Source organism: Lichenicoccus roseus, from assembly GCF_005844085.1.
GTDB lineage: Bacteria > Pseudomonadota > Alphaproteobacteria > Acetobacterales > Acetobacteraceae > Lichenicoccus > Lichenicoccus roseus.
Genome location: NZ_VCDI01000007.1, coordinates 23,516 through 47,473, shown reverse-complemented (window position 1 = coordinate 47,473; position 23,958 = coordinate 23,516). Strand labels below are relative to the sequence as shown.

General features: G+C 67.3%; 19 protein-coding genes, 2 tRNA genes and 1 pseudogene. 9 read left to right on the top strand and 13 right to left on the bottom strand.

Annotation, left to right across the window (positions count from 1 at the left end):
- Positions 1-90 precede the first annotated feature (90 nt).
- From FE263_RS17260 to FE263_RS17250, 3 genes are all read right to left on the bottom strand, one after another.
- Entirely contained in the window at positions 91-1,413 is a 1,323-nt protein-coding gene (locus FE263_RS17260; protein ID WP_138327289.1) for a tyrosine-type recombinase/integrase, read from the bottom strand.
- A 207-nt stretch (positions 1,414-1,620) separates the two neighbouring features.
- Positions 1,621-2,331, bottom strand: a complete 711-nt coding sequence (locus FE263_RS17255; RefSeq protein ID WP_240759883.1) for a response regulator — start codon at positions 2,329-2,331, stop codon at positions 1,621-1,623.
- Positions 2,247-4,565: a PAS domain-containing sensor histidine kinase gene (locus FE263_RS17250; protein ID WP_138327287.1), complete on the bottom strand. Its 2,319-nt coding sequence runs from the start codon at positions 4,563-4,565 to the stop codon at positions 2,247-2,249. The genes FE263_RS17255 and FE263_RS17250 overlap by 85 nt, the downstream gene beginning before the upstream one ends.
- A gap of 527 nt (positions 4,566-5,092) precedes the next feature.
- On the opposite strand from FE263_RS17250, the gene FE263_RS22825 reads away from it, so the two are divergent.
- Complete coding sequence (locus FE263_RS22825) at positions 5,093-5,227, top strand: hypothetical protein (protein ID WP_276611222.1); 135 nt, start codon at positions 5,093-5,095, stop codon at positions 5,225-5,227.
- Here FE263_RS22825 and cydX read toward each other — a convergent pair.
- The 3 genes and pseudogenes from cydX to FE263_RS17235 all read right to left on the bottom strand — a co-directional run bounded on the left by cydX (position 5,203) and on the right by FE263_RS17235 (position 8,174).
- A complete protein-coding gene (gene cydX / locus FE263_RS22970; protein ID WP_138327286.1) occupies positions 5,203-5,409 on the bottom strand; it encodes a cytochrome bd-I oxidase subunit CydX in 207 nt (68 codons plus the stop codon). The two genes, FE263_RS22825 and cydX, sit on opposite strands and share 25 nt — an antisense overlap.
- A gap of 48 nt (positions 5,410-5,457) precedes the next feature.
- Positions 5,458-6,606, bottom strand: coding sequence for a cytochrome d ubiquinol oxidase subunit II (cydB, locus tag FE263_RS17240; RefSeq protein ID WP_138327285.1), 1,149 nt, complete (start codon positions 6,604-6,606; stop codon positions 5,458-5,460).
- 10 nt (positions 6,607-6,616) lie between these two features.
- Positions 6,617-8,174, bottom strand: a pseudogene (locus FE263_RS17235) (cytochrome ubiquinol oxidase subunit I).
- Between the two features lie 133 nt (positions 8,175-8,307).
- On the opposite strand from FE263_RS17235, the gene cydD reads away from it, so the two are divergent.
- Genes cydD through FE263_RS17215 form a run of 4 tightly spaced genes read left to right on the top strand, consistent with a single transcriptional unit; the run spans position 8,308 to position 13,189 of the window.
- Positions 8,308-10,089: a thiol reductant ABC exporter subunit CydD gene (gene cydD, locus FE263_RS17230; RefSeq protein ID WP_138327284.1), complete on the top strand. Its 1,782-nt coding sequence runs from the start codon at positions 8,308-8,310 to the stop codon at positions 10,087-10,089.
- Positions 10,086-11,768 carry an amino acid ABC transporter ATP-binding/permease protein gene (locus tag FE263_RS17225; protein WP_138327283.1) on the top strand — a complete coding sequence of 561 codons (1,683 nt, stop codon included), beginning with the start codon at positions 10,086-10,088 and terminating at the stop codon, positions 11,766-11,768. The genes cydD and FE263_RS17225 overlap by 4 nt, the downstream gene beginning before the upstream one ends.
- Before the next feature lie 15 nt (positions 11,769-11,783).
- On the top strand, positions 11,784-12,611 hold the full coding sequence (locus tag FE263_RS17220; RefSeq protein ID WP_138327282.1) for a universal stress protein: 828 nt from the start codon (positions 11,784-11,786) through the stop codon (positions 12,609-12,611).
- Between the two features lie 44 nt (positions 12,612-12,655).
- The gene (locus tag FE263_RS17215) at positions 12,656-13,189 is read left to right on the top strand and encodes a hypothetical protein (protein WP_138327281.1); all 534 of its coding nucleotides are present in this window, start codon (positions 12,656-12,658) and stop codon (positions 13,187-13,189) included.
- A 184-nt stretch (positions 13,190-13,373) separates the two neighbouring features.
- On the opposite strand, the gene FE263_RS17210 is transcribed toward FE263_RS17215, so the two are convergent.
- Entirely contained in the window at positions 13,374-15,050 is a 1,677-nt protein-coding gene (locus tag FE263_RS17210; RefSeq protein WP_138327280.1) for an isocitrate lyase, read from the bottom strand.
- Between the two features lie 350 nt (positions 15,051-15,400).
- Here FE263_RS17210 and FE263_RS17205 point away from each other — a divergent pair, with 350 nt between their 5' ends.
- Both FE263_RS17205 and FE263_RS17200 read left to right on the top strand, forming a co-directional pair.
- Positions 15,401-16,030 (top strand): hypothetical protein, encoded by a 630-nt coding sequence (locus FE263_RS17205; RefSeq protein WP_138327279.1) that lies wholly within the window; start codon positions 15,401-15,403, stop codon positions 16,028-16,030.
- A gap of 596 nt (positions 16,031-16,626) precedes the next feature.
- Positions 16,627-17,307 (top strand): MIP/aquaporin family protein, encoded by a 681-nt coding sequence (locus tag FE263_RS17200; RefSeq protein ID WP_171034171.1) that lies wholly within the window; start codon positions 16,627-16,629, stop codon positions 17,305-17,307.
- 37 nt (positions 17,308-17,344) lie between these two features.
- On the opposite strand, the gene FE263_RS17195 is transcribed toward FE263_RS17200, so the two are convergent.
- Positions 17,345-17,419: transfer RNA gene (locus tag FE263_RS17195), tRNA-Val, on the bottom strand.
- 117 nt (positions 17,420-17,536) lie between these two features.
- Between FE263_RS17195 and panB the strand changes: the two genes are divergently transcribed.
- Positions 17,537-18,358 carry a 3-methyl-2-oxobutanoate hydroxymethyltransferase gene (panB, locus tag FE263_RS17190; protein WP_138327277.1) on the top strand — a complete coding sequence of 274 codons (822 nt, stop codon included), beginning with the start codon at positions 17,537-17,539 and terminating at the stop codon, positions 18,356-18,358.
- Here panB and pncA read toward each other — a convergent pair whose 3' ends face one another.
- The 4 genes from pncA to FE263_RS17170 form a co-directional block, all read right to left on the bottom strand.
- Positions 18,359-19,009, bottom strand: a complete 651-nt coding sequence (gene pncA, locus FE263_RS17185) for a bifunctional nicotinamidase/pyrazinamidase (RefSeq protein ID WP_456306577.1) — start codon at positions 19,007-19,009, stop codon at positions 18,359-18,361.
- Between the two features lie 21 nt (positions 19,010-19,030).
- Positions 19,031-20,953 (bottom strand): molecular chaperone HtpG, encoded by a 1,923-nt coding sequence (gene htpG / locus FE263_RS17180; protein WP_138327276.1) that lies wholly within the window; start codon positions 20,951-20,953, stop codon positions 19,031-19,033.
- 115 nt (positions 20,954-21,068) lie between these two features.
- Positions 21,069-21,965, bottom strand: a complete 897-nt coding sequence (locus FE263_RS17175; protein WP_171034170.1) for a transglycosylase SLT domain-containing protein — start codon at positions 21,963-21,965, stop codon at positions 21,069-21,071.
- A gap of 218 nt (positions 21,966-22,183) precedes the next feature.
- Entirely contained in the window at positions 22,184-23,194 is a 1,011-nt protein-coding gene (locus tag FE263_RS17170; RefSeq protein ID WP_408886211.1) for an N-formylglutamate amidohydrolase, read from the bottom strand.
- A 136-nt stretch (positions 23,195-23,330) separates the two neighbouring features.
- Here FE263_RS17170 and FE263_RS17165 point away from each other — a divergent pair.
- Positions 23,331-23,405: transfer RNA gene (locus FE263_RS17165), tRNA-Val, on the top strand.
- On the opposite strand, the gene ruvX is transcribed toward FE263_RS17165, so the two are convergent.
- Positions 23,384-23,902, bottom strand: coding sequence for a Holliday junction resolvase RuvX (gene ruvX, locus FE263_RS17160; protein ID WP_138327274.1), 519 nt, complete (start codon positions 23,900-23,902; stop codon positions 23,384-23,386). The two genes, FE263_RS17165 and ruvX, sit on opposite strands and share 22 nt — an antisense overlap.
- Between the last annotated feature and the right edge of the window lie 56 nt (positions 23,903-23,958).

Genomic DNA, 23,958 nt, shown 5'->3' with positions numbered 1-23,958 from the left:
ACGGTGCAGCAGTTGTGCAGTCGCGGGGCACTGTGGAGGCCTGCCAGGGTGCGGCGCAGCGGGACGCCGGCTTGTGGAGGCCGTTCCCCGTCAAGCAGGCAGCTTCACCGCCTCAACAACCGCCTTGAGCGCTGTGTCCCCGGCCCCGTTCCAGTAGCGTCCCAAGGTCATTCCCTGACGCCCCTCCTTATGGCCCATCACGTAAGCTACGACGTGCGGAGGCTCCCCCGCGTTGATTGCTGCTGTGCTGAACCAGTGTCGCAGCGAGTGGAAGGTGATCTGGGATTGGCGGCTGGACCCGGCGTCAATGCCAAGCTTCTCCCTGTAACGCTGGAACTGCTTGCCGACAGCGTCGGTGCCCCGCGCCTTGGTGCCTGGGAGGTCGGAGAACAGGTAGTCTTCCGGTGCCTTGCCTGCCGTCCGTGTGGCGACGATGGCAGCCAGGCCGCTGTGCACCGGGACCCGGCGTCGAGCTGCTGCTGTCTTCCCCTTTTGGACAATGAACATCCCGCCCGCACAATCACCAACAGTTAGATTACCGATCTCGTCCCTGCGTAGGCCTGACAGCGCCGCTACTCTCACAAAATCCGCAATCACGGTTGTCGCCGGGCCGATCAGCAGGGCTTTCAACTCCGCGTCGGTGAAGGCCCGTCGCGGTCCTGCTCCCGTGCCGTTATCAACCCTCCGGTGCCGTGACTGGCCTGACCAGGGACTGCGCTCATGCCTTGGACCCAGGCCTCGTTTGTCCAGCCAAGACCAGTAGGACGAAAGGCCCGACAAGAGCTTGGCGATTGTCGTGTCCGCCCGCTTGGACGGGATCAGGTGCTCTGAGACGAAGCGCCCTGCCGTGCGGCGGTCCACTGCCTCCAGGGTCTGAGTAACTCGCGCTGCCGCCATCCACGCCGCCAACTCCTCGACAGCCCTCTCATGCTCAACCCGCGTCTTCGTCGCGAATGGTCCCCGCTTGCCCCCCTCAATGAGCCAAGTCGCTAGGTGAAGCTTCAGCGGCGTAGCGGAGCCTGTTGCCAAACCATCGAACAACCTTCCCTTGGCCGCGTCGCGGGCGTGTAACTGCTCCGAACGGTCCTGCATCAGGCTCCGAATGAGGTCGGCTCGGTCCTCCCCCTCGTCGTCTCCCCCGCTGTCGTCTTGCTGCGCCGTCTCAAGCGCCTCGCGCCAGCCTAAGGCCTCAGAGGCTACAGGGTCCCCATCCTTGCCCCTCCGTGCCTCCTCCAGCAGCGCCTTCAAGTCAGCAACCACCTTCCAGCGCCTTGCTTTGGCAACGGCAAGGCTGCGTGTAGCGAGCGAGCGAAGGAGATGCTGCTTTCCAACGGCAGCCCGCAGCGCCGGGGGCACAGCGATGCGGACATACCAGCCCTGGCGACGCTGAACGAGGAACTGCGTGTCTGCCACTGTGCTCGCCTCTGGGACCGCCGATGGCACACGTTCTATGGCACACGCGGTGCTCAAGCAACGGCGGTCTAGAGCGCTCTAGGGGCCGTTACGGGCTCGTATCGCCCCATCCCCTACGGGACGCCAGCGCACTTGGTTCGACAGTCTCTCCGCTGGCGAACCGCACCACGCCGACCCCTGCCAGATGCCATGCACCACAGGCCGCTCTCACAGGCGGGCGTAGATCTCCTGGCAGGTGCCCTCGATCGCGACCCCAAGCTCCCCCGCCAGGGAACCGGCGTCGGATGCGCTCGCTCCGACCGCTTGCTCGAAGCGGCGGCCGACGTCGCTGAGGCGGGCAAAGCCGAACATTCCGGCGCTTCCGGTAAACCTGTGGACCTCCTCCACCAGGTCATCGAGGCTTCCAGACGCCTCCTCGACTGCTTGCAGATCCACCAGCAGGCTCTCGCCACTGAGCGCCGTGCGTCGGAGGAAGGCTTCAACCTTCTGCGGTGAGAGTACAGCCGTGACTTGCTCGAATGCTCGAACATCCAGGTACGGCAGGAGGGGCGTCGTTTGCTCGGAGGAGGGAGCTTCAGGTGCCGGCCTGGATGGCGGTCCTGATTGTCTGCGGTCGATCGCATCCGCTGCCTCTTCGATGACAGCGAGCAGACCTTCCGGAGTGAATGGCTTGGCAAGATGGCCGTTCATGCCAGCGGCGAGACAGTCGCTGATCTGGGTCGTGAAGGCCTGCGCGGTGAGGGCAATGATCAGAACGCCAGCCCCGGGGCCATCGAGCTGCCGGATCAGGCGGGTGGCTTCCAGACCGTCCATGCCAGGCATGCGGACGTCCATCAGGACGATGTCGAGATCGGTGTTCTCGATCGCGGCGATGGCTTCCGGACCGCTCTCCGCCGTGGTGACAACGTGGCCAGCGATGCGGAGAAGGATTCGGCAATTTCGCGGTTCATCAGGACGTCGTCCACGACAAGGATCCGACGCGAACGGATGAGACGAGTGTTCGCCGCCTGCGGCATTTCCAGGGCTTCCGGATACGACCGGGCGACATGATGTAGCGGCAGTTCCAGGGTGAATACGCTTCCACCTCCCGGGTTGTCCTGGTGGGTGAGCCTGCCACCCATCAGTTCTGCAAGGCGATAGGACAGGGCAAGCCCAAGCCCGGAGCCTTCGACGCCTGAACCAGCGTCGGTTGCCAGCCGTTCGAAATCCTGGAACAGGCGGTCATGCTGCTCGGCGGATATCCCGCGACCGGTGTCGGCAACCTCCAGCAACAGAATGGAGCCATCGGGAGATGATCCGAGGCGAACCTCCACGCCGCCCTGCGCCGTGAACTTCACGGCGTTGCTCAGAAGGTTGAGAAGCACCTGTCGCAGGCGGGTAGCATCGGCCAGAACCTTGTCTGGAGCATTGGCGGCTACTGTCAGCCGCAGAGCGAGGTTCTTCGCTCCAGCGGCCGGACGGATCAGGTCAAGACACGCCATCCCGACCGTCCGAGGTTCGACCTCTGCCTCGTGCAGAACTACTTGCTCTGCTTCGATCTCCGAAAGGTCGAGCACGCAGGCTATCATCTCCAGCAGGTGCTTGCCGGCCTCAAGCATTGCAGCCACCCGCTGCTCCTGCGACGCGTTCAGATCGCCATCCATCCTCATCAAGTGCGCGTAGCCCAGGATGCCATTGAGCGGAGTACGGAGTTCGTGGCTCATGCCGGCCAGAAAACGGGTCTTCGCCCGGGTCGCCTCCTGCGCCTGGTTTCGAGCCCTGGCGAGATGCTGAGCCAGCCGATCGAGCCGGACATTGGCATCTTCTATCTTCTGACGCTCGTTCGTCTCAGCCGCAAGCTTCTCGTCTGCGAGACGCTGCCGATCGGTCACGTCGAACACAGAAGCGACCACCGTACGGCCAAGTGGTGTCTTCACCGACTTGAGCATTATCTCGATCAAAACGGCGCTGCCATCGCGCCTACGTCCGATGAAAGGACGCCCGGCCGCCATCGCGCGATCGGTCTCGCCGCTAGTAAACCTTGATCGCATCGCTCCATGGGTGGCCCGGATTGCGTCGGGAACCAGGATCTCGACCGACTGGCCGGGCAGTTCGCCCGCCGCGTATCCGAACAGGCGTTCCATCGCGGAGTTGACGAGCAAGATCACTCCCCCCTCGTCGATGATCATCATGCCGTTCGGGACACTCTCCATGACGAGGGAGCGCTGTTCCGCCAGGCTGCTCTGCTCCGAGCAATCCCAGTTCGTGCCTATCATGCGCGTGATGCGGCCGGCGTGGTCGGTTGTAACCTTCGGGACCGAGTTCCGGATGTGGTGCACGGTGCCGTCGCTCCAGATGATACGGAACCTGCTGACGAAGGGCGTACCACCGGAAAGCGCATCCATCATGGCCTGCACCGTCGCCGCCCTGTCGTCGGGATGCAGGTGTTCCTGCCATGAGGTAATGGTCTGCTTCTCGTCGCTGGGCGCCATCCCGTAGAGCCGGTACATCCAGGTGTCCCAGGTCAGTATGTCCTCGACCGTGTTCCAGTCCCAGATCCCAATGGCTCCCGTACTGGCGGTCATGGATAGTCGCTCGTTGACCTCGCCGAGCGTGACTGCCTGGATGCGGTAGCTCTCCTTGCTGGCGAGCGCGTCATGCTCGGCTGCCTCGCGACGGAGAAGTTCCAGGGCGAGGGCGTCGCACGCAACTGCCGATTGCCGGGCAATGGTCGCGGTCTGTGTCTCGAGGCGCCTGACCTCGAGGAGGTCCATCCTGACATGGGCAAGCTGCTCCGGAGACGGCCAATCGAGCGCCTGTGGCAGCAGCTTCCATAGAACCACCGCCGTCGCGATCGAGGTGACCGCGGTGGCTGCCTTGACAATGCCCTCGATGCCATACACGGGCACCCAGAGCGTCAGGAGGTCAAGCCAGTGACCGGTGCCACAGAGCAGGATGAAGGCTGCGAACAGCCCGAACAGCGGCCGGTAGAGGATGTCCTGTCGAAGACGGATGATGGCGATGAGTACGAACGGGATCGAAAAATAGGCTGTACCCGTCAGCAGATCGGATACCGCATGGGTCCAGAGGAGGCCGGGCTGCCAGAGCAGGCAGAAACCATGGGGCGTCAGGCCCGAGGGGTCGAAGAGCCAGCTTGATAGTGCGTGCAGCACGTGACAGCCCCCGCAGGTAATGGCGACCTGTAAGCCTGCACACGTTAACGAGTCTCTAACGTATCGTCCGCCCGAGCTTCGGCCTCTTCGAGGGAACCGTGCGCTCTTCCGCGGACAGCGCCGGTCCCGCGCCTGTATAAGGCGGCCACTCTATGGAGGCGGTATCCACGGTGCGACCAGCCGGGTGCTGCCCCTTGCTGCTGCCCGCCCGTGGCCTGCTGGACCGCACGTCATCGGGCAGACCGGCACGGAAGAAGGTATTGCCGGACATGCGGCGAAACCGTAACGTCCGCTCGATCCTGCCGGGATGTCGAACCGGAAGCGCAAGCACTTCGTATTCAGTAAAAAGTCATCAGTGCTTAATGACGGCGGTGTTCATTTTTACCTACCGAAACCGTGTGGTGCACGCTCCGGTATTCACGCATCCATGATGCCGGACCACGAGTAGCTTCAACGACCGGGTTTACGGCGTTCCAATGCAAATTATCGAGAAGCATATATCTGACCCTGCGCAAGGCCTGGTCGTCATGGACGACGACTTCCTGGAGTTGCTGGAGCGCATCCGGACCGCCACGCCGATGCCGTACGGCACACTCTGCGTCGCCGGGCAGCGTCATTACCAGGCCGTGCTGTATTCCTACCTCGAACGCCTGATGGCGTGACCGCCAACTTCGCGTCGGAGTGGCGGCGGCGTCTGCAGGGTGACAAGTGGCGCAGCTTCCCGGTGGTCGGAGGTTCGCACGGCCTGATCGTCATCCGGAAGCTGGAACTCGTACCACATACCGTTGAGGATACCGAACGACACCGCCAGTCCGATGCCGAGCATCCAGGAGAAATACCACATCGCACGTGAGCTCCGCGTTCAAGAAGGGCAGGTCCGGATCCGGATCAGTCAGTACAGGTCGGGATTGCTGGCCATGCTGGCGACTGTCACCCGCCCCCACAGCACGCGATACACCCAGCTCGTGTAGAGCAGTATGATCGGCAGGAACACGAGCGTCGCGACCAGCATGGTCAGCAAGGTGGACCGGCTCGAAGATGCGTTCCATACCGTCAGGCTGGAATGGATATCGGTCGAGCTGGGCAGGATGAACGGGAACATCGACAGCCCGACGGTCGAGACGATGCCGACGGTGGCGGCGGACGATCCCGCCAGCGTCATGATCTCCTGGCGCAGCCACATTCCTACCAGCGCAGACGCGGCACCGCCGACACCCAGCACCGGAGCGGCGTACATCCAGGGGTGCATGATGAAATTGCGCGTCCAGGCGCCGGATGACGGTATTGCCGTCAGGCGCAGTGGATTGGAGGCGCCGTCCGTCACCACCGGGCCGGTGATGTCGTAGCCGAGCGGTCCCCACAGCGCGACCATGCCACCGATCACGAACAGCAGCATGCAGAGCGCGGCTGCGCCGGTGCCGATCGTCCGGGCGCGGTCGTGCACCGGCCCGTGTTCGAGCTTGACCGTCAGGTAGGCGCTGCCGTGCAGGGCCATCATCGAGACCGAGAGCACGCCGCACAGCAGCGTGAAGGGCGTGAACAGGCCGAGGAAACTACCATCGTAGAGCACACGCAGGTCGCTGTCGAAATGAAACGGCAGACCTTGCAGGACATTGCCTACGGCGACGCCGAACACCAGGCTCGGCACCACGCCGCCGACGAACAATGCCCAGTCCCAGGCCGAACGCCAGACCGGATCAGGCCGCTTCGATCGGTACTTGAAGCCGACGGGACGCAGGATGAGCGCCGCCAGGACCAGGAACATGGCGAGATAGAAGCCCGAGAAGCTGACGGCGTAGACCAGCGGCCAGGCGGCGAAGATCGCACCACCGCCGAGGACGAACCACACCTGGTTGCCCTCCCAGGTCGGCCCGGCGCAGTTGATCGCCATGCGCCGCTCGGTATCGGTGCGTGCGACGAACGGCAGCAGCGTGCCGATGCCGAGATCCCAGCCATCGGTGAGGGCAAAGCCGATCAGCAGCACACCCATCAGCGCCCACCAGATGACGCGCAAGCCGGCATAGTCGAGGGCGATATGCATGAAGGGTTCCTCAGGCTGCGGCGGGAATGGCTGGCAGGGTCGGCAGCGGTGCGTCGTGACGCCCGTACGGGCCGTGGCGGATGGTGCGCACGATCAGCCCCAGCTCGATGACGGCAAGCGATCCGTAGACCAGCGTGAAGCCGATGATGGTGGTCCAGAGCTGGCCGCGGCTGAGGGTGGAGGACGCCAGCGCGGTCGGCAGCACGCCGTCGATCGCCCAGGGCTGTCGTCCCATCTCGGCGATCACCCAGCCCAGTTCCGCCGCGATCCAGGGCAGCGGGATGGCGGCGACCGCGATCAGCAGGAACCAGCGATGCTCCATCTGCCGCAGGCTGCAGAGCAGGAAGGCGGTGGCGAACAGGCCGATGAAGCAGATGCCGAGCGCCGCCATGATCCGGAAACTCCAGAACAGCAAGGGCACGTCCGGAACAGTATCCCATGCGGCTAGGCGTACCTGCTGCTCCGTCGCCGCGTACGGGTCGGCACCGTAGCGCTTCAGCAGCAGCGCGTAGCCGAGGTCCCGACCGTGCAGCGCCAGCACCTGACGCGCCGCCTGGTTCTGCGGATCGTGCTTGATGATCTGCACCGCACGATAGGCCAGCATGCCGGAGCCGATCCGCTCCTGCGCCTTCAGCACGAGTTCGGAGATGCCGGTGACCTCCTTGTCGAGGCTGCGGGTCGCGATCAGGCCGAGTACCCATGGCACCTGCACGGCATAGCGGGTGCTGTGCGTGCCGACGTCGGGCAGGCCGAACAGGGTGATCCCGGCCGGCGCCGGCTCGGTGTGCCAGGCCGCCTCGATCGCCGCGAGTTTCATCTTCTGGTTGTCGGTCAGCGTGTAGCCGCTCTCGTCGCCGAGCACGACGACCGACAGCGATGCCGCGAGGCCGAAGGCGGCGGCGACCGTCATCGAGCGACGTGCGATGTCCTGATGGCGCCGCTGCAGAAGATACAGCGCCGAGATGCCGCACGGTGACCGAGGCGATGACGTAGCCGGCGCTGACCGTATGCACGAATTTCGCCTGCGCCACCGGGTTGAACAGCACCGCGCGAAAATCGACGATCTCCATGCGCATGGTTTCCGGATTGAACTGCGCGCCGACCGGGTTCTGCATCCAGCCGTTGGCGATCAGGATCCACAGTGCCGACAGGTTGGTGCCGAGCGCCACCATTGCGGTGGCGAACAGGTGGCCGAGCCTTGACAGCCGGCTCCAGCCGAAGAACATCAGTCCCACGAAGGTCGCTTCGAGAAAGAACGCCATCAGGCCTTCGATGGCCAACGGCGCACCGAAGATGTCGCCGGCGTAGCTGGAGAAATAAGACCAGTTGGTGCCGAACTCGAATTCCATGGTGAGGCCGGTGGCGACGCCGAGCACGAAGTTGATGCCGAAGATGGTGCCCCAGAACCGCGTGATGGTTCTCCAGACGGTGCGCCCGGTCATCACATAGACGCTTTCCATGATGACCAGCATGATCGACAGGCCAAGCGTCAGCGGCACGAACAGGAAGTGATACAGCGCCGTCAGCGCGAATTGCAGGCGTGAAAGATCGATCAGTCCCTGGTCCATCTCGTGCTCCTCGCGCGGCGACCGGGTGCTGCACCCGAGGCAGGCGGCCAAGCGACAGGCTTACACGGTGCCGGCCGGCTCGTTGTTGATCCAGATCAATGGCGATGCGTGTGGTTCGTGCGACGCCTTGCCCATGCCGAAACGACCATCCCGCCCATCACCGCCGAACCGTCAACACGTTGCCGGGGCTGTCGCAGCCGGGACCGGTGCGATCCGGGCGACCGACGACCGGGCCCGCTGGCTCGCCTCGACGGTCCGGGTGGGCGGCTGGCGCAACCATGCCGCGGCTGCGCTGCTGGCGCTGGACGGGTTTGGCGCCATCGGTTTTGCCGCAGCGCTCGGCGGGGCGCTCGGCGGGCTCGGGCATGGCGATCGCCGCCTGCTGCACTGGATCGCGCTCGGCCTCGCCGCGTCCATGCTGCGCGGCCTGTGCACCTGGGGCAGCGTGCGTTGCGGATCGTCGGCCTCGATGCATGTGCGCAGGGTGCTCGGGCGGCGCATGATGGTTGCGTGCCTCGGCCTGCCGCCGGGGCTGCGCCCGACGGTCGGCGAGATGATGGTTACCGCGATCGACGCGGTCGAAGCCATCGATGGCTACGTCGCCCGCTTCCTGCCGGCGCGTCGCTGCGCCGGCCTTGTCCCGCCGCTGATCCTGCTCGCCGTCGCCTTCGCCAGCCCGATCTGCGCCGTCATCATGGCGGCGACGCTGGTGCCGTTCGTGCTGGCGATGGTGCTGGCCGGTGGCGCCGCCGCGGAGGAGAGCCGGCGCCAGTTCGCAGCCTTGTCGCGGCTGTCCGGCCTGTTCGCGGATCGCATCCGCTCGCTGCCGGTGGTGCTCGCGTTCCAGGACGAGGACCGCCAGGCCCGCCTGCTCGCTCGATCCGCTACCGACCTGCAGCGGCGGACCTTCGAAGTATTGCGTATCGCCCTGGTCTCGTCGGCGGCGCTCGAGTTCTTTGCCGCCATCTCGGTCGCGCTGGTTGCCGTCTATGCCGGCTTCAACCTGCTCGGGTTGCTGCCATTCCACATACCGGAGCATCTCGATCTCGGCCGCGCGGTGTTCGTGCTGGCGCTGGCGCCGGAACTATATGCGCCGATGCGCCGGCTCGCCGCCGCCTACCACGACCGGCAGGCGGCACAGTCGGCGGCGGACCCGATGATGCGCATCGAGAGGCTGGCGCGGCCGGTCGATGCCCCGAGGCGACGCGTGCTCATCCCGCGACTTCTCGCCACCACGCGGCAGCTGCGCTTCGAGACGGCACCGGCGATCCGGTTCGACGAGGCGACGGTGCAGTATCCGGGCGAGGAGCATCCGGCGCTCGACCGTCTCGCGCTGCACATCGAGCCCGGCGAGTTCGTGGTGCTGCTTGGTCCGAGCGGCTCCGGCAAGACCACCGCGCTGCACCTTCTTCTCGGGCTGGCGCCGCTGAGCGCTGGCGAGGTGTGGATCGACGAGCATCCGCTGTCGGAACTCGGCTCCATCGCAAGCTCGGTGGCCTGGGTCGGCCAGAGCCCGCTGATCATCCCGGCGAGCGTGGCCGAGAACGTCGCGCTTTCACGGCCGGACGCGGCTCGGTCGGAGGTCGAAGAGGCGGTGACCAGGGTCGGGCTGTGCGCGATGCTGCTCGGCTCGCCGGATGGACTGGACCGCATGCTGGACGAGCGCGGCGGCGGCCTGTCCGGTGGCGAGCGCCGCCGGATCGCGCTGGCGCGCGCCCTGCTGCGGCCGGCGCCGGTGCTGCTGCTGGACGAGCCGACAGCGCATCTCGACGAGGCGGCCGCACTCGCGGTGATCCGGGCGATCCGCACCGTCGCGCGCGGTCGCACCACCTTGGTTGCGACCCACAGCGAGGCGTTGGCGGCGGTGGCGGATCGTGTCGTGCGGCTCGGCCCGCCCCGGCTGGACAGCAGATGACGCCGCTCGGCCGCCTTGTCCGTGTGGAGCGCCGCCGGCAGCGCCGGCGCATCCTGGCGGCAGGAGCCTCCGCCGCCATCGTGGCCGCCTCTTCGGTGTTGCTGCTCGGTGTTTCCGGCTGGTTCATCAGCGCGGCTGCGCTGGCGGGCGGCGCCGGGGCCAGTGCGGCGCTCGCGTTCAACAGCCTGCTGCCGAGCGCCTGCATCAGGCTGCTGGCGATCCTGCGCACCGGATGCCGCTACTCCGAGAAGCTCGCCGGGCATGACGCCGCCCTGCATGCTCTCGCCAGCCTGCGCCCGGCGTTGTTCCGCGCCATCGCGGCGATGCCGCCGGTGGAGGCGATCGCCCTGACGGCCGGGGACACGGTGGCGCGACTGGTGCAGGACGTCGACGAGGTCGAGCAACGCTTCATCCGGCGCATCGCCGGCTGGGGTGCGCTGGCCGCCGCGGTGACCGGCGGCGCGGTGATCGCATGCTCCGGTGCCGTGTCCGCCCCGGCGACGGCCGGTGCCGTGCTGCTGGCCGCGGGTGGACTGATGCTTGCAGGCCGGTGCCTGGCCGGAAGGCTGGCGCATCACGGCAGCGCGGTGCCCGCCGCGAACGGGCGGCTGCGGCAGAGCTTCGCCAACCTGGCCGGCGCATCTTCCGAATTGCGCGCCTACGGGCTGGAGCAGTGGGCGATCGGACATGTCACCGGGCGTGCGGCGGAGCTGCTGGTGGCGCAGCGCCGGGTCACCGCCGATGCCGGCTGGTTCGGACTGCTGCACGCGATCGCGATGGGGGGCGCCGCAATGCTGGCGCTCTGGCTGTCCCGTTCGGCTCCCGTCCCGCTGGTTGCCCTGGCGAGCCTCGCGGCTGCGATGACGGTCGAGGGCATGGGCGGCGTGCTGTCCGGGTTTCAGCGTCGCGGCCGGCTGCACGCGGCGGAGGCCCGGCTGGACGCCCTGTTCCCGGCGCCCGTGGTCCGCCGTGATGAGGATGCCGGCGCGGTGCAGGCGATCAGCGCCATGCCCGCCATCACCCTGCATGATCCCGCCATCCGACTTGCCCCCGGCAGCATCGTCGGCATCGCCGGCCGGTCCGGTTGCGGCAAGACCACGCTGATCGGCCAGTTGCAGAAGCTCCGCCCCGGGGAGCGCGGCCGGATCAAGCTCGACGGTGTCGATCTGGAGGATCTCGGGATCGCGACCGCGCGGCGCTGCTTCTCGACGCTGCCGCAGGATGCGGCCCTGCTCGCCGGATCTGTCCGCGACAACCTGCTGCCGGGCGACCCCGAGGCCGACGAGAGCGCGCTGTGGTCGGCGCTGCACGCCGCCGCACTCGACCGCCGGGTGCTCCGGCTGCCGTTCGGTCTGCAGAGCTGGCTCGGCGAGGACGGCGCCAGGCTGTCGGGAGGCGAGCGGCGGCGGCTGGCACTGGCCCGCTGCCTGCTGCGTCGATCGCCCTGGCTGCTGCTGGACGAGCCGACCGAGGGCCTCGATGCCGCCTGCGAAGCGGTCGTCATCGACCGGCTGCGGAGCCGGTTGGCCCGGAGCGGGCAGGGGGCGATCATCGTCAGCCACCGACCCGCCGTGCTGGACGCCTGCACGATCGTTCTCGACTGGTCCATCGAGCCGCAGCGACGCACGGTCCGGGCACCTGCCGTCTCGCCGGTGGGCCACTTCCGGACGGTGTCCTGAAAGAAAGGATCCGACATGAACTGCGACACGTTCCTGCTGCACCTGCGTCCCGGCCGTTCCAATGCCGCCCTGTTGCAGGCCGCCGCCGATCTCGCCGCACGCTGCGGCGCTCGGCTGGCCGGTATCACCGCCTGCCAGCCGATGCAGATCGTCTACAGCGAAGGTTGTTTCATCGGCGACCTGATCGAGCAGGACCTCGTCGCCATCGGGCGCGACATCGCGCAGGCGGAGGCCGAGTTCCGCGCCACGCCCGGCGTCGAAGCCGGGCCGCTGGCATGGCGGTCCGGCAACACGCAGCTCGGCCTGGCGAATTACCTGGCGACGCAGGCACGCAGCGCCGACCTGCTGATCGTCGGCGGCCGCCGGCCGTCGTCGGCCGATGCGACACGCGACCCGGATATCGGCGCGCTGATCATGCAGGTCGGGCGACCGGTGCTGGTGGTGCCCGAGGAAGCCCCGACGCTGGACCTCGGCCGTATCCTGGTGGCCTGGAAGGATACGCGCGAAGCCCGGCGCGCAACGCTGGACGCGCTGCCGTTGCTCAAGCTGGCGGCGCATGTCGCGATCGTCGAGATCGCCGGCAGGCATCACGCGCAGGAAGCCCATGAACGGGTCTCGGACGTTGCGCGCTGGCTGCATACGCACGGGATCGAGGCCGAGGCGAGCGTGCGGCAGTCCCAGGGCGAGGATGCCAGCCTGCTGGATGCGGTGGCGCAGGATATGGCGGCCGACCTGGTGGTGGCCGGGGCCTATGGCCATAGCCGGTTGCGCGAGTGGGCGCTCGGCGGCGTGACCCGCGACCTGTTGCTGCGGCTGGATCGTTGCGTCCTGCTGTCGCACTGAGCAACCGGATCTGCACGCCGGGATCAGGCGCCGGCGAGTCCGCCTTGCGGCAGTCGGGCCACATGCACGATACGTGCAGCGGCCCCGTGCTCGGGCGGGGCACACCAGACGCGGTCGCCGATCCGCAGGCGGGCGAGGGCCACGGCATCATCCGCCGGCTGCAGCGGTACCCGGGCGCCTTCTTCGGTCAGCAGTATTCCGGTGGCTCCGTCGGACGGCAACCGGAGCAGATGTCCCGTAACGTGCCCTGCGCGCCGCCCGCCGTCATCCTCCGGCTGCATCCGGGCAAGCTGGCGGTGGATGTCCGCGACGGCGACGGCAATCGCCGCGGTGGGATTGTCATGCGCTCCGGCGGCAATGGCGCATCTTCCGTCCGCACCTTCGACTTCGAGATGGGCGCGGTGGATGATCCCATGACCGGTGCCGCAGGCCAGCGCCCTGATGCCGATCCTGCATCTCGTCAGCGCATACGGACCGCTGGCCTGGGCGTCGACCAGGCGCCGGGCCTGTATCTCGATGGCATGTCGCTCCGGGGCATCCTCCCGCATGTTCGTGAAGCTGACCTCGACCCGGCATGACATCGTCGTGCTCCATCAGGCGACGGAGCCATTCGACCATCACCACCACAAGCATGCCTTGCTGTGGATCAAGATCGGCGCCGTATTCCGACCACCCCGGCACATCGACGCCCGAACCTTGCGGAACGGGCGCTGCTCATGTTGCTGCCTGCGGCAGATCGGGGTCCCGCCTGCAGCAGACCAATCAGGTGAACTGGTTCATCGTATTGTGCGCCCCGCCTGCCTTGAGAGCGGCCTCACCGGCGAAATACTCCTTGTGGTCATCGCCGATGTCGGAGCCGGACATGTTCTGGTGGCGCACGCAGGCGATGCCCTGCCGCAGCTCCTGGCGCTGCACGTTGAGCACGTAGCCGAGCATGCCCTGGTCGCCGAAATATTCGCGCGCCAGGTTGTCTGTCGAGAGCGCCGCGGTGTGGTAGGTCGGCAGCGTGATGAGATGGTGGAAGATGCCGGCGCGGCGCGAGGCTTCCTTCTGGAAGGTCCTGATCCGCTCGTCGGCTTCGGCGGCAAGCGGCGTCTGGTCGTATTCGGCGCTCATCAGGCGCGCACGGTCGTAGCCCGACACGTCCCTACCACCCCCCTGCATGGCATCGAACACCTGCTGGCGGAAGTTCAGCGTCCAGTTGAAGGACGGCGAATTGTTGTAGACCAGCTTGGCATTGGGCACCACATCGCGGATCCGGTCCATCATGCCGGCGATCTGCTCGACATGCGGGCGCTCGGTCTCGATCCATATCAGGTCGGCACCGTTCTGCAGCGAGGTGATGGAGTCGAGCACGCAGCGATCCTCGCCGGTGCCGGCACGGAACTGGTACAGGTTGCTGGGCAGGCGCCTCGGACGCAGCAGCTTGCCGTCGCGTGAGATCAGCACTTCGCCGTTGCCGAGGCTGTCGAGACCGACCTCCTCGCAATCGAGGAAGCTGTTGTACTGGTCGCCGAGATCACCTGGCTCCTTGCTGACGGCGATCTGCCTGGTCAGACCGGCACCGAGGCTGTCCGTCCGGGTGACGATGATGCCGTCCTCGACGCCGAGTTCGAGGAAGGCGTAGCGGCACGCACGCACCTTGGCGAGGAAGTCCTCGTGCGGCACGGTAACCTTGCCGTCCTGGTGGCCGCACTGCTTCTCGTCGGAGACCTGGTTCTCGATCTGCAGGGCGCAGGCACCGGCTTCGATCATCTTCCTGGCGAGCAGGTAGGTCGCCTCTGCATTGCCGAAGCCGGCATCGATGTCGGCGATGATCGGCACGATGTGGGTCTGGTAACCCTCGATCCGCTCCAGCAGCGCGCTTGCCTCGGCGACCCGCCCGGCGCCGCGCGCACGATCGAGTTCTCGGAACAGGCCGCCGAGCTCGCGGGCATCGGCCTGGCGCAGGAAGGTGTACAGCTCCTCGATGAGAGCGGGCACCGAGGTCTTTTCGTGCATGGACTGGTCGGGCAGCGGGCCGAACCCGGAGCGCATTGCGGCGACCATCCAGCCGGACAGGTAGAGATAGCGCCGGTCGGTGACGTCGAAATGCTTCTTGATGGAGATCATCTTCTGCTGGGCGATGAAGCCGTGCCAGCACCCGAGCGACTGCGTGTAGAGCGACGGGTCGGCATCGTAGGACGCCATGTCGCGTCGCATGATGGCGGCGGTGTGGCGGGCGATGTCGAGACCGGTCTGGAAGCGGTTCTGCAGGCGCATGCGGAGCACGGATTCCGCACCGATGCCGTGCCAGTTGCCCCTGGCCTCGATGAGATGGCCGAGCTGCTCGAGTTGCTGCCGATACGAGCCGAATGGCTCAGTGTCCCTCGGGGCAAAGGAAAGGCTGCCACCTGAACCGTCTGGCGCGTAATTAACGAAATTCTTCGAGCTATCCATGGTCGTTCATCCCCGCGTTTCGAGATATTGCTGACCAGATCCATGTAATGGACTGCCGATCCGATGCATACGGGAACAACAGGGTTCGGGTCTTAAAGCTGTAAACTTCGGCGGAACGGTCCTTGACCATTTGGAAAGATTGTAAAGCCCGCAACGAGTGGTAGCGTGGTGCAGCTGGCCATTCGGAAACGCTCCGCGAGGGCAGCGGAGTTGCGTCCTGCCAATGGGAGGCGGAGGCGCAACTGCGAAGCGGGATTTGCGCTGAGCCATGCGGGCGTCGAGATCAGAATTTCGATGCAAGTGCAGTGCGGCCGGACGCCGACAGCGTCCGCCTTGAACAGGAGAAGCTGATGGCCAAGCGTGTGACCGCGGGCACCATGACCAGGACAACCGGAAGGGGACAGTCCGGACGCAGGGCAACCCCTGCCGGCAAGGTCGTCCGCTCCGCCGTGTCCTCTTCCGACCCGGCGGCACCGGTCCGTCGCAAGCCCGGCCGCCCGAAGGGGTCGACGAACAAGGTCGCCGGGAAGACCAAGGCGGTGACGCGCGCCACGCGCGCGGCTTCGAACACCGCCGCCGCCAAGCCTGTGCGGCGCACCGTGCCGACCCCGGCGCGCGACGTGGCGCCGAAGCCGAGCAAGGAGGAGCTTCGCAGCCAGGTGGAGACGCTGACCATCAGCCACGACAAGCTACGCGCCCGGCTTCGGGAGGCCAACAAGGCGGCCAAGGCGGCGGCCGCGCGCATCGCCGAGCTTGAGGAGCAGGTGGCTCGGCACGAGCATGACCTGGCCTCCGCGGCAGTGCCGGAGCCCGCGCCAGCCAAGGCCGGCAGGCGGCGCACGCCGGTGCGTGACCCAGGTGATGCGGTGCCTCCCGGCGTGGCTGTAGAGACCCCGGTAGCGCCGGACGAGGAGGCGGAGGCCGCGCGAGAGAACCTGGAGCATCACCTGCATTCCGGCCCGGGCGAGAAGGAAGACTAGAAGAAGCGACGCCGGCCTGTTCGCCAGCGAGCGGACGGTGCCGGCGCCGACACCCTCCTGCCGCCTGCAAAGGATCAGGATGACGGTTCAATCGAACCACCGAACTGGTTCAGATGAACCAGACAAAACCCGAAAAATTACTTTGAATCAGTGGTCTAGCTTCGAAACTTAGTTTCGCAAGGGCTGTTCCTCACCGCATGCGGCTGTCCGGCATAACAAGCTCCGGCCGCCGCGAGGGAGGAATGTCTGGTGGCCACCCAGTCAGGCGGATCGATCCGCTTCAAGACACCCTATCGACCGCCGCACCGTCGCAACCTGACGTTCACAGGGGCGATCGAGCAACGGCCCCGGCACGACAGCCCGTAGTCGCGGCGGCCGGCGCGGACCACACCGCGCCATCCCTCATCCTATGGAACCGTCCGGCTCCTCATCGCAATCGATGCGGTGGACAGGCGGGCACGACCGGGCGGTCCCGGTTCACACTTTGACGCTGGCCTCCGCCAGCCTGGGAGATCGAGATGTCAAGCGGTGCAACGCAAGGCTTTACGCGGGGGAAGACGCGATCTTCTCGGATTGACAACCTGCTGCTGGCCTGCGTGGCGGAAGTGATCGGGACGTTCATGCTCGTGCTGGTCGGAACCGCGGTCGCCACCGCTGCAACGCTGGGCAAGAACACGGCGGGATCGGCCTATGATTCCTTCGCGGTCGCGATGTCGTTCGGCCTCATCCTGATCCCGATCGTCGGCGCGATCGGCCAGATCAGTGGCGCGCATGTCAATCCCGCGGTGACGCTCGGACTTGCCACGGCGGGCAAGTTTCCATGGCGCTTCGTGGCGCCGTACTGGGTGGCGCAGCTTGCCGGGGCGGTGATCGCGGCGCTGGTCGTGTGGATTGCCTATGGGCACGGCGCCTTTGCCGACTCGCATCTCGGCGCTCCATCTCCCGTCCATGGCGCGGATGGAATGCAGGTTCTCCTTGTCGAGGCGCTGATCGCCTTCATCCTGGTCTTCACGGTCATCTCCACTGCGACCGATCCGCGTGTCCCGGCCGGAACCGCCGCAGTCGCCATCGGGTTCTCGCTGGCGGCAGGCGTCCTGCTCGGCGGACCGGTAAGCGGCGGTGCCGGCAACCCGGCACGAGCCCTCGGTCCGATGATCGTCGCCGGCACCTTCCCGGTCTGGTTCTTCTACACGGCGGGGCCGCTGGTCGGCGGCGTTCTGGCGGCGCTGGCGTATCGCGTGGTCGGTGGAGCGCAGCCGCCGTCGGATGCGGTCTAGCCGCAGGCGGGGACCTGTCGAAGGGACTTGCCGTGGATGGTGGGTGCGACAGGGATTGAACCTGTGACCCCCGCCGTGTGAAGGCGATGCTCTACCGCTGAGCTACGCACCCATCCTGCCGGCCGCCCGTCCTGTTGCAGGCCTGGGCGGCGTCGGCGGGTTCTGGTGGATTTTGGGTTGATCGTCAAGTCCGTCAGGTCGACACAGGGCACCGACAGCGGAGAGACGGATGACCCAATCGACAAGGCGGATCGGCGTGCCTGAGATCACCGCCCGCAAGGGCGGACAGCCGATCGTCTCGCTTACTGCCTACACCACGCCGGTCGCCCGCCTGATCGATGCGCATGCCGACCTGATCCTGGTCGGCGATTCAGTCGGCATGGTGCTGTACGGCATGCCAACGACCCTGCCGGTGACGCTGGAGATGATGATCGCGCACGGCCAGGCGGTGATGCGCGGCACCAGGCGGGCCTGCGTGATGGTGGACCTGCCGTTCGGTTCCTACCAGGAAAGCCCGGAGTTGGCGTTTCGCGCCGCCGCGCGCGTGCTGGCGGAGACCGGCGCCTCTGCAGTCAAACTCGAAGGCGGCGTCGAGATGGCGGACACCATCCGCTTCCTGGTCACGCGTGGCGTCCCGGTCTGCGGACATATCGGGCTGATGCCGCAATCGGTGCAGGTCGCTGGCGGCTTCAGGGCCACCGGCCGAAAGCTGGACGAGGCCGAGAAGCTGCGCGCGGACGCACGCGCCGTGGACGAGGCGGGCGCCTTCGCGATGGTGCTGGAAGGGGTGGTCGAGCCACTTGCGGCCGAGATCACCGGGCTGGTCGCGACACCGACCATCGGCATCGGCGCATCGCCGCACTGCGACGGGCAGGTGCTGGTGTCCGACGACGTGTTCGGCCTGTTCGCGGACTTCACCCCGCGGTTCGTCAAGCGCTATGCCGAGCTTGGCCAGCAGATCGAAGCCGCCGCCGAGGCCTATGCCGCCGACGTCCGGGCCCGCCGCTTCCCGGGCCCCGAGCATTGCTTCGGCGTGGTCAAGCCGGGCTGATCAGCCGAGTTCCGCCGTCTGACGAAGTGCGATGCCTCTGGCCGCCAGGCGACGACGTGCGACGGTGAGGCTGTCGCGGCCACCCTCGCCGGGACTTGCGATGCCCCGGCAGGCATCTTCCAGGATGACGGCCTCGAAGCCGTTCGTGATCGCATCCTCGGCCGACCAGGCAACGCAGAAGTCGGTCGCCAGCCCGCACAGGAACACGCGCCTGATGCCACGCGCATGCAGCCATCCGGCGAGGCCCGTGGACGTCTTGTGGTCGTTCTCGGTGAATGCCGAATAGCTGTCGATCGCGGGATTGCTGCCCTTGCGCAGGATCATCTGCAGCCGGTCCCGGTCCAGGCCGGGATGCAGCGCGGCGTTCGGCGTGCCCTGGATTGCATGATCGGGCCAGAGCACCTGCGGCCCGTAGGGCAGCGTCGCGATGTCGAACGGTCTTGCACCGGGATGCGCGCTGGCGAAGGACAGATGCCCGCGCGGGTGCCAGTCCTGGGTGGCGAAGGCCACCGTGAAACGGTCGCGCAGCAGATGGTTGATCAGCGGCACGATCTCGTCGCCGCCCGGCACCGGCAGCTCGCCGCCGGGCATGAAGGTTGGCTGCACATCGATCACGGCCAGCATGTCGGTCGCCGGATCGATGTGCAGCACGGTATGGCGGCTCCGGTCCGATCAGATGTCCTGATGAGGCAGCGACAAGGTCGTCGCCAGCGCCTCGGAAATCCGCCGTGCGAAGGCGGCCGGATCTCGTGGCAGCTCGCCATCCTGCACGCGTGCCAGATCGAGCAGCGTGCGCGCGGCGTCCTCGATCGGTTCGTTCCGCTCGATACGCGCGGCCAGCGCCCGGACCAGGGCATGGTGCGGGTTCAGCTCCAGGATCGGCGCCGAGCTTGGCATCTTCTGGCCCGAGCGGCGCATCATGCGCTGCAACTGCAGGTCGGGGCCGGACTGCGAGGCCGACAGCACCACGGCGCTGCTGACCAGCCGGTCGGTGCTGCGGACGTCCGACACGTCTTCGCCGAGCGCTTCCTTCAGGGCGGCGACCAGGGCGGTGACATCGGTCGCATCCGCCTCGGGGGCATTCTCGATCGCATGCCTGGAGAGGTCGGCCAACCCCTGCGTCACGCTGCGCAGCGACTTCTCCTCGAACTTGTCGAGACGGTCGGGCCAGAATGCATCGACCGGATCCGACAGCAGCAGCACCTCGATGCCGCGGGCCCGGAAGCCCTCCAGCTGCGGCGAGCCGGCCAGCGCATCCTCGTTGTCGCCGACCAGGTAGTAGATCGCATCCTGCTCAGGCTTCATGCGCGACACGTAATCCGCGAGCGAGGTCAGCGCCTTGGGCTCATGCGTGCTGTGGAACCGCGCGAGGCCGGCCAGCTCGGCGCGATGCTCGAAATCCTCCCACAGGCCTTCCTTGAGCACCGGGCCGAAATTCGACCAGAAGCCGGCATAGCTCTCCGCATCCTTGGCACGGGTGCGCAGCTCGCTGATCACGCGGTTGGTGACCGCCTTGCGGATACGGGCGAGCACCGGGGTGGATTGCAGCATCTCGCGCGAGACGTTGAGCGGCAGGTCCTCGGTATCCACCACGCCCTGCACGAAGCGCAGGAAAGGAGGCAGCAGCTCGGCCTCGTCGGTGATGAACATGCGCCGCACGTGCAGCCGCACGCGGCTCTCGCGCACGCTCTCGACCGGCTCGAACGGGCGCATCGACGGGATGAACAGCATGGCGGCGAATTCGAGGGTGCCCTCGGCGCGCCAGTGCAGCGTCGCCCACGGCTTGTCGAAGGAGTGGCCGAGATGCTGGTAGAACTCGGTGAGCGCCTCCTCGGTGATCTCGCTCTTCGGCTTGCGCCAGAGCGCGGTGCCCTCGTTGGCGGCGACCTCGTTGCCGTCGCGCTGGATGGTGATCGGCCAGGTGATGTGGTCGGCCCACTTGCGCACGATGGATTCCAGCCGGTACGGCTCGAGGAACTCGTCGGCGTCGGACTTGATGTGCAGCACGATGTCGGTGCCGGGAGCCTCGCGGGTGGCGGGCGCGATGGTGAAGTTGCCTTGTCCCGAGGAGGACCAGCACCAGGCATCGGCCTCGCCGGCGCGACGCGAGGTGACCTCGACGCGGTCTGCCACCATGAAGGCGGCGTAGAAGCCGACGCCGAACTGGCCGATCAGGCTGGGACGCTCGTCCGGCTTGTCCGCGTCGGCAGCGCCGCCTGCATTGATCGCCTGTCCGAAGGCGCGGGTGCCGGAGCGGGCGATGGTGCCGAGATTCTTCACCATCTCGTCGCGGGTCATGCCGGCGCCATCGTCGCTGATGGTAAGCTGTCGCGCCGGCTTGTCCGGATCGATGCGTATCTTGGCACCATCAGGCAGCGCGCGGCCGGCATCGGTCAGCGCCTCGAAGCGACGCCGGTCGGTCGCGTCGGCGGCATTGGCGACCAGCTCGCGCAGGAAGATCTCGCGGTCGGAGTAGAGCGCGTGCACGACGAGGTCGAGCAGGCGGCCGACTTCGGCGCTGAACTCGTGCTGCTCCGGCGCCGGATTGCCGTCATGTGCCCCGGTTGCCGGGGGCGTGGTGTCCTGATCGCTCATTGCGGTGCCTCCATGGACGTGGGCCGGGGCTGCCGGCGTGCGGCGGTCGGTATGCGCGGAGTGACGGCCATTTTCAACCGGTCTCGGCCCATGCCCGGGCCCTGCCGGGCGGCAGTCAGTTATGCGCGACCAGGCGGCTGGCGCTGGCAAGCCGGGCGACCGGCATCAGGCGGTAAGCGGACAGCCCGCGCCCGCTGCCGGCCGCCATGGGCGCCCCTGCCTGCAGCCGGATGATGCGGCCATAGCCGCCGAGCGGCGCCCCGGTCGCCCGCGTCGCGGGTCGTCCGAAGCCCGCCTGCAGACCTGCCGTGGTCAGTACCGTAGCTGGCCGTATGGCCTCCGGCGATGCCGGCGTCATCTTCCAGTCGGAGGCGGCCGCGCTGCCTGGGGCGGGGCTTGCGTATCCGGGGTGGCCGAGGACGGTCGCGATACGTCCATGCACCGGGCGATGGCCGGATGCAGCGGCCTGGCGGCCATCGATCGGCTCCGCCCAGGCCTCGAGCACCTTGCGCTGGTAGTCGGTGCCGAGCTCCGGCGTCTGCGAATGATAGGCGGCGGCGGCGTGCGGCCAGCTGCCGGTCTGGCGGAACAGGTCGGTCAGGAAGCCGGCGGCAAAGGCTGCATTCCGTGCCGGATCGAACGCGGCCTCCAGCGAACCGAATGCCTCCGGATGGTACATGAGGTTGATCTGGGTGCAGCCGACATCCATCGACCGGATGCCGCTCGCGCGGTAGGTCGTGGCGGCGGCGATCGCCTCGGCCTTGGATGCATAGTAGTGCCCTTGGCCGGCGACGTTGATGGTCCAGGGCCAGGCTCGCACCCCGCCCTGCTGCGCGTCGTAGCGGCCACTCTCGACGCGGCTGATCGCGTCCAGCAGCTGGTTCGGTACGCCGCTGCCCTGCTCCGCGCTCAGGATGGCCTGCTGGCACAGGCTCGCGTCGTCAGTCGCATGTGCTGCGAGCGGTGCGAGCATGAGCCATGTGAGCAGGAGCCAGGAGAGCAGGTGGCGCATGGACCGAGAATGCCGGTCAAAGGTTACGGAAGCCTTCACCGTCGGCAGCGCGGGATATTTTGTGCACCGCAAAATAAGTTCTTGACCAGGCCGGCGTACCGACATAGCTTTCTGTTGCGGCCCGCCTCTGGCCGGCCGCATCTTGGACGTTTCCTCCCTAAACTTGGGCGGTGCTTCGGCACCGCCTTTTTTTTGTCCGCGTGGACGGGGTTCAGCGGCTACTCGGCAACCAGCGCCGGCAGCAGTGCCGCAAGCCGCTCGAGCAAGCCTGCCATCGTGGCCTGCATGAAGCCGAACTGGTCGGAGCGTTCGTATCGCTGCTCGTCCATGTAGAGGCCGCGGCCGATCTCGACCTGCAGCACGTGCACCCTCTGGCTCGGCCGCCCGTAGTGACGGGTCACGTAGCCGCCGGCATACGGGTCGTTGCGACGCACCCGGAAGCCGTTCTCGCGCAGGTAGCGCTCGGCGCAGCGCGTCACCGATGCGGAACAGGACGTGCCGAAGGCATCCCCGAGCACGAAATCCGGCTCCTGGCGGCGGCCGTTGCCGGTCGGGACGATCCGCTCGGACGTCGCCGCGGACGGGCCGTGCGGTATCGGGCCGTTGAGGGAGGGCATCGAGTGCGCGTCGATCAGCAGGCAGACGCCGTGCCGTGCGATGGCGTCATCGATCAGGGCGGCGAGGGCGGCGTGATAAGGCTGCCAGCACAGCCGGATCCGCTGCTCGGCCTCCGCGAAGTCGAGCTTGCCGCCATAGATCGGCTCTCCGGAGGCGACCAGGCGCGCGATGGTGCCGAAGCCGGCCGAGACCCGCGCGCTGCTGGTGTTGCACCACGACGGCAGGGTGTCGCTGAACATGACGGGGTCGAGTTCCCACGGCTCCCGGTTGACGTCGCAGAAGGCGCGGGGGAAGTCGGCCTGCAGCAGCGGCATGCCGAGAGCCGGCGCGGCTGCGAACAACTCGTCGACGAAGCTGTCCTCGCTGCGTCGCAAGGCGCTGAAGCCGAGGCGCGATGTCGCCACGAAGCCGGCTGGATAATCACGGCCGGAGTGCGGCGACGCCACCAGCATGCCGACCGCCAGGGCCTGCGGTGCGCTGATGCGGAACGAGGGCAGGGGCTCGGCCGCCTGCGGCCCGGTCGCGACAGCATCGGGCGCCCGATCGCTTGCCGTCGCGGGATCGGCCACCGGGGGATCGACGTCCTGGACGGTCGGCCGGGTCTCACTCATTCTGGGTTTCGATCATCGTGCCAGTGTGCTCGACGCGGCGTGACGTGTCATCTGGCGCTGTCGTGAACCCGTCGGAAAGCCAGGCGGGCCGGGTTGCAGAACGGCCTGCGCACTTGTAGAAGCCACCGCAGCGGATGGGCGCGTAGCTCAGCGGTAGAGCACTGCCTTGACATGGCAGGGGTCACAGGTTCAATCCCTGTCGCGCCCACCATCCGGCGATCCTTCATGGATACTACTTGATGTTCCGGGCCTGCTGGCGTCCAGCGCCGCCTGCAGGATGTAGGCGGCAGCCAGCTTGTCGACGATCTCGGCGCGCCGGCTGCGGGTCATGTCCAGCTCCTTGACGAGGAAGCGGTTGACCGCGCTTGACGACAGCCGCTCGTCCCACAGCGCCGCCGGCAGCCCGGTGCGCTCGGACAGCGCCAGCAGCCAGTCGCGCGCACGCTGGGCGGCCGGGCCGAAGCTGCCATCGAGCGACAGCGGCAGCCCGCAGACCAGCCCGCCGACGCCTTCCCTGGCAGCGATCCGGCCGACTTCGACAGCGTTGATGCCCAGCTTGCCGCGCCGCAGGCTGCCGTAGGGGCTCGCCAGCATGAGCGAGACGTCGGAGAGCGCGAGCCCGATGGTGCGCTCCCCCGGGTCGACCCCGAGCAGGCGTCGACCGGCAGTCAGGCTGGCACGCAGGTCCGGCATGTTGAAGAGCGGCATGGTCAGGGCTTATGGTCCGGCCCGGCTCCGGTTGCCAGCGTGCCGAACGCGACCAA

What these genes read in the sequence shown, in the direction of transcription:
- cydB (WP_138327285.1), bottom strand. Translation starts at nt 6,606, where the DNA reads ATGCATATCGCCCTCGACTATGCCGGCTTGCGCGTCATCTGGTGGGCG.
- panB (WP_138327277.1), top strand. Translation starts at nt 17,537, where the DNA reads ATGACCCAATCGACAAGGCGGATCGGCGTGCCTGAGATCACCGCCCGC.
- FE263_RS22825 (WP_276611222.1), top strand. Translation starts at nt 5,093, where the DNA reads ATGGACGACGACTTCCTGGAGTTGCTGGAGCGCATCCGGACCGCCACG.
- FE263_RS17205 (WP_138327279.1), top strand. Translation starts at nt 15,401, where the DNA reads ATGGCCAAGCGTGTGACCGCGGGCACCATGACCAGGACAACCGGAAGG.
- FE263_RS17170 (WP_408886211.1), bottom strand. Translation starts at nt 23,194, where the DNA reads ATGAGTGAGACCCGGCCGACCGTCCAGGACGTCGATCCCCCGGTGGCC.
- cydD (WP_138327284.1), top strand. Translation starts at nt 8,308, where the DNA reads ATGCCGAAACGACCATCCCGCCCATCACCGCCGAACCGTCAACACGTT.
- htpG (WP_138327276.1), bottom strand. Translation starts at nt 20,953, where the DNA reads ATGAGCGATCAGGACACCACGCCCCCGGCAACCGGGGCACATGACGGC.
- FE263_RS17210 (WP_138327280.1), bottom strand. Translation starts at nt 15,050, where the DNA reads ATGGATAGCTCGAAGAATTTCGTTAATTACGCGCCAGACGGTTCAGGT.
- FE263_RS17225 (WP_138327283.1), top strand. Translation starts at nt 10,086, where the DNA reads ATGACGCCGCTCGGCCGCCTTGTCCGTGTGGAGCGCCGCCGGCAGCGC.
- FE263_RS17175 (WP_171034170.1), bottom strand. Translation starts at nt 21,965, where the DNA reads ATGCGCCACCTGCTCTCCTGGCTCCTGCTCACATGGCTCATGCTCGCA.
- ruvX (WP_138327274.1), bottom strand. Translation starts at nt 23,902, where the DNA reads ATGCCGCTCTTCAACATGCCGGACCTGCGTGCCAGCCTGACTGCCGGT.
- FE263_RS17220 (WP_138327282.1), top strand. Translation starts at nt 11,784, where the DNA reads ATGAACTGCGACACGTTCCTGCTGCACCTGCGTCCCGGCCGTTCCAAT.
- cydX (WP_138327286.1), bottom strand. Translation starts at nt 5,409, where the DNA reads ATGTGGTATTTCTCCTGGATGCTCGGCATCGGACTGGCGGTGTCGTTC.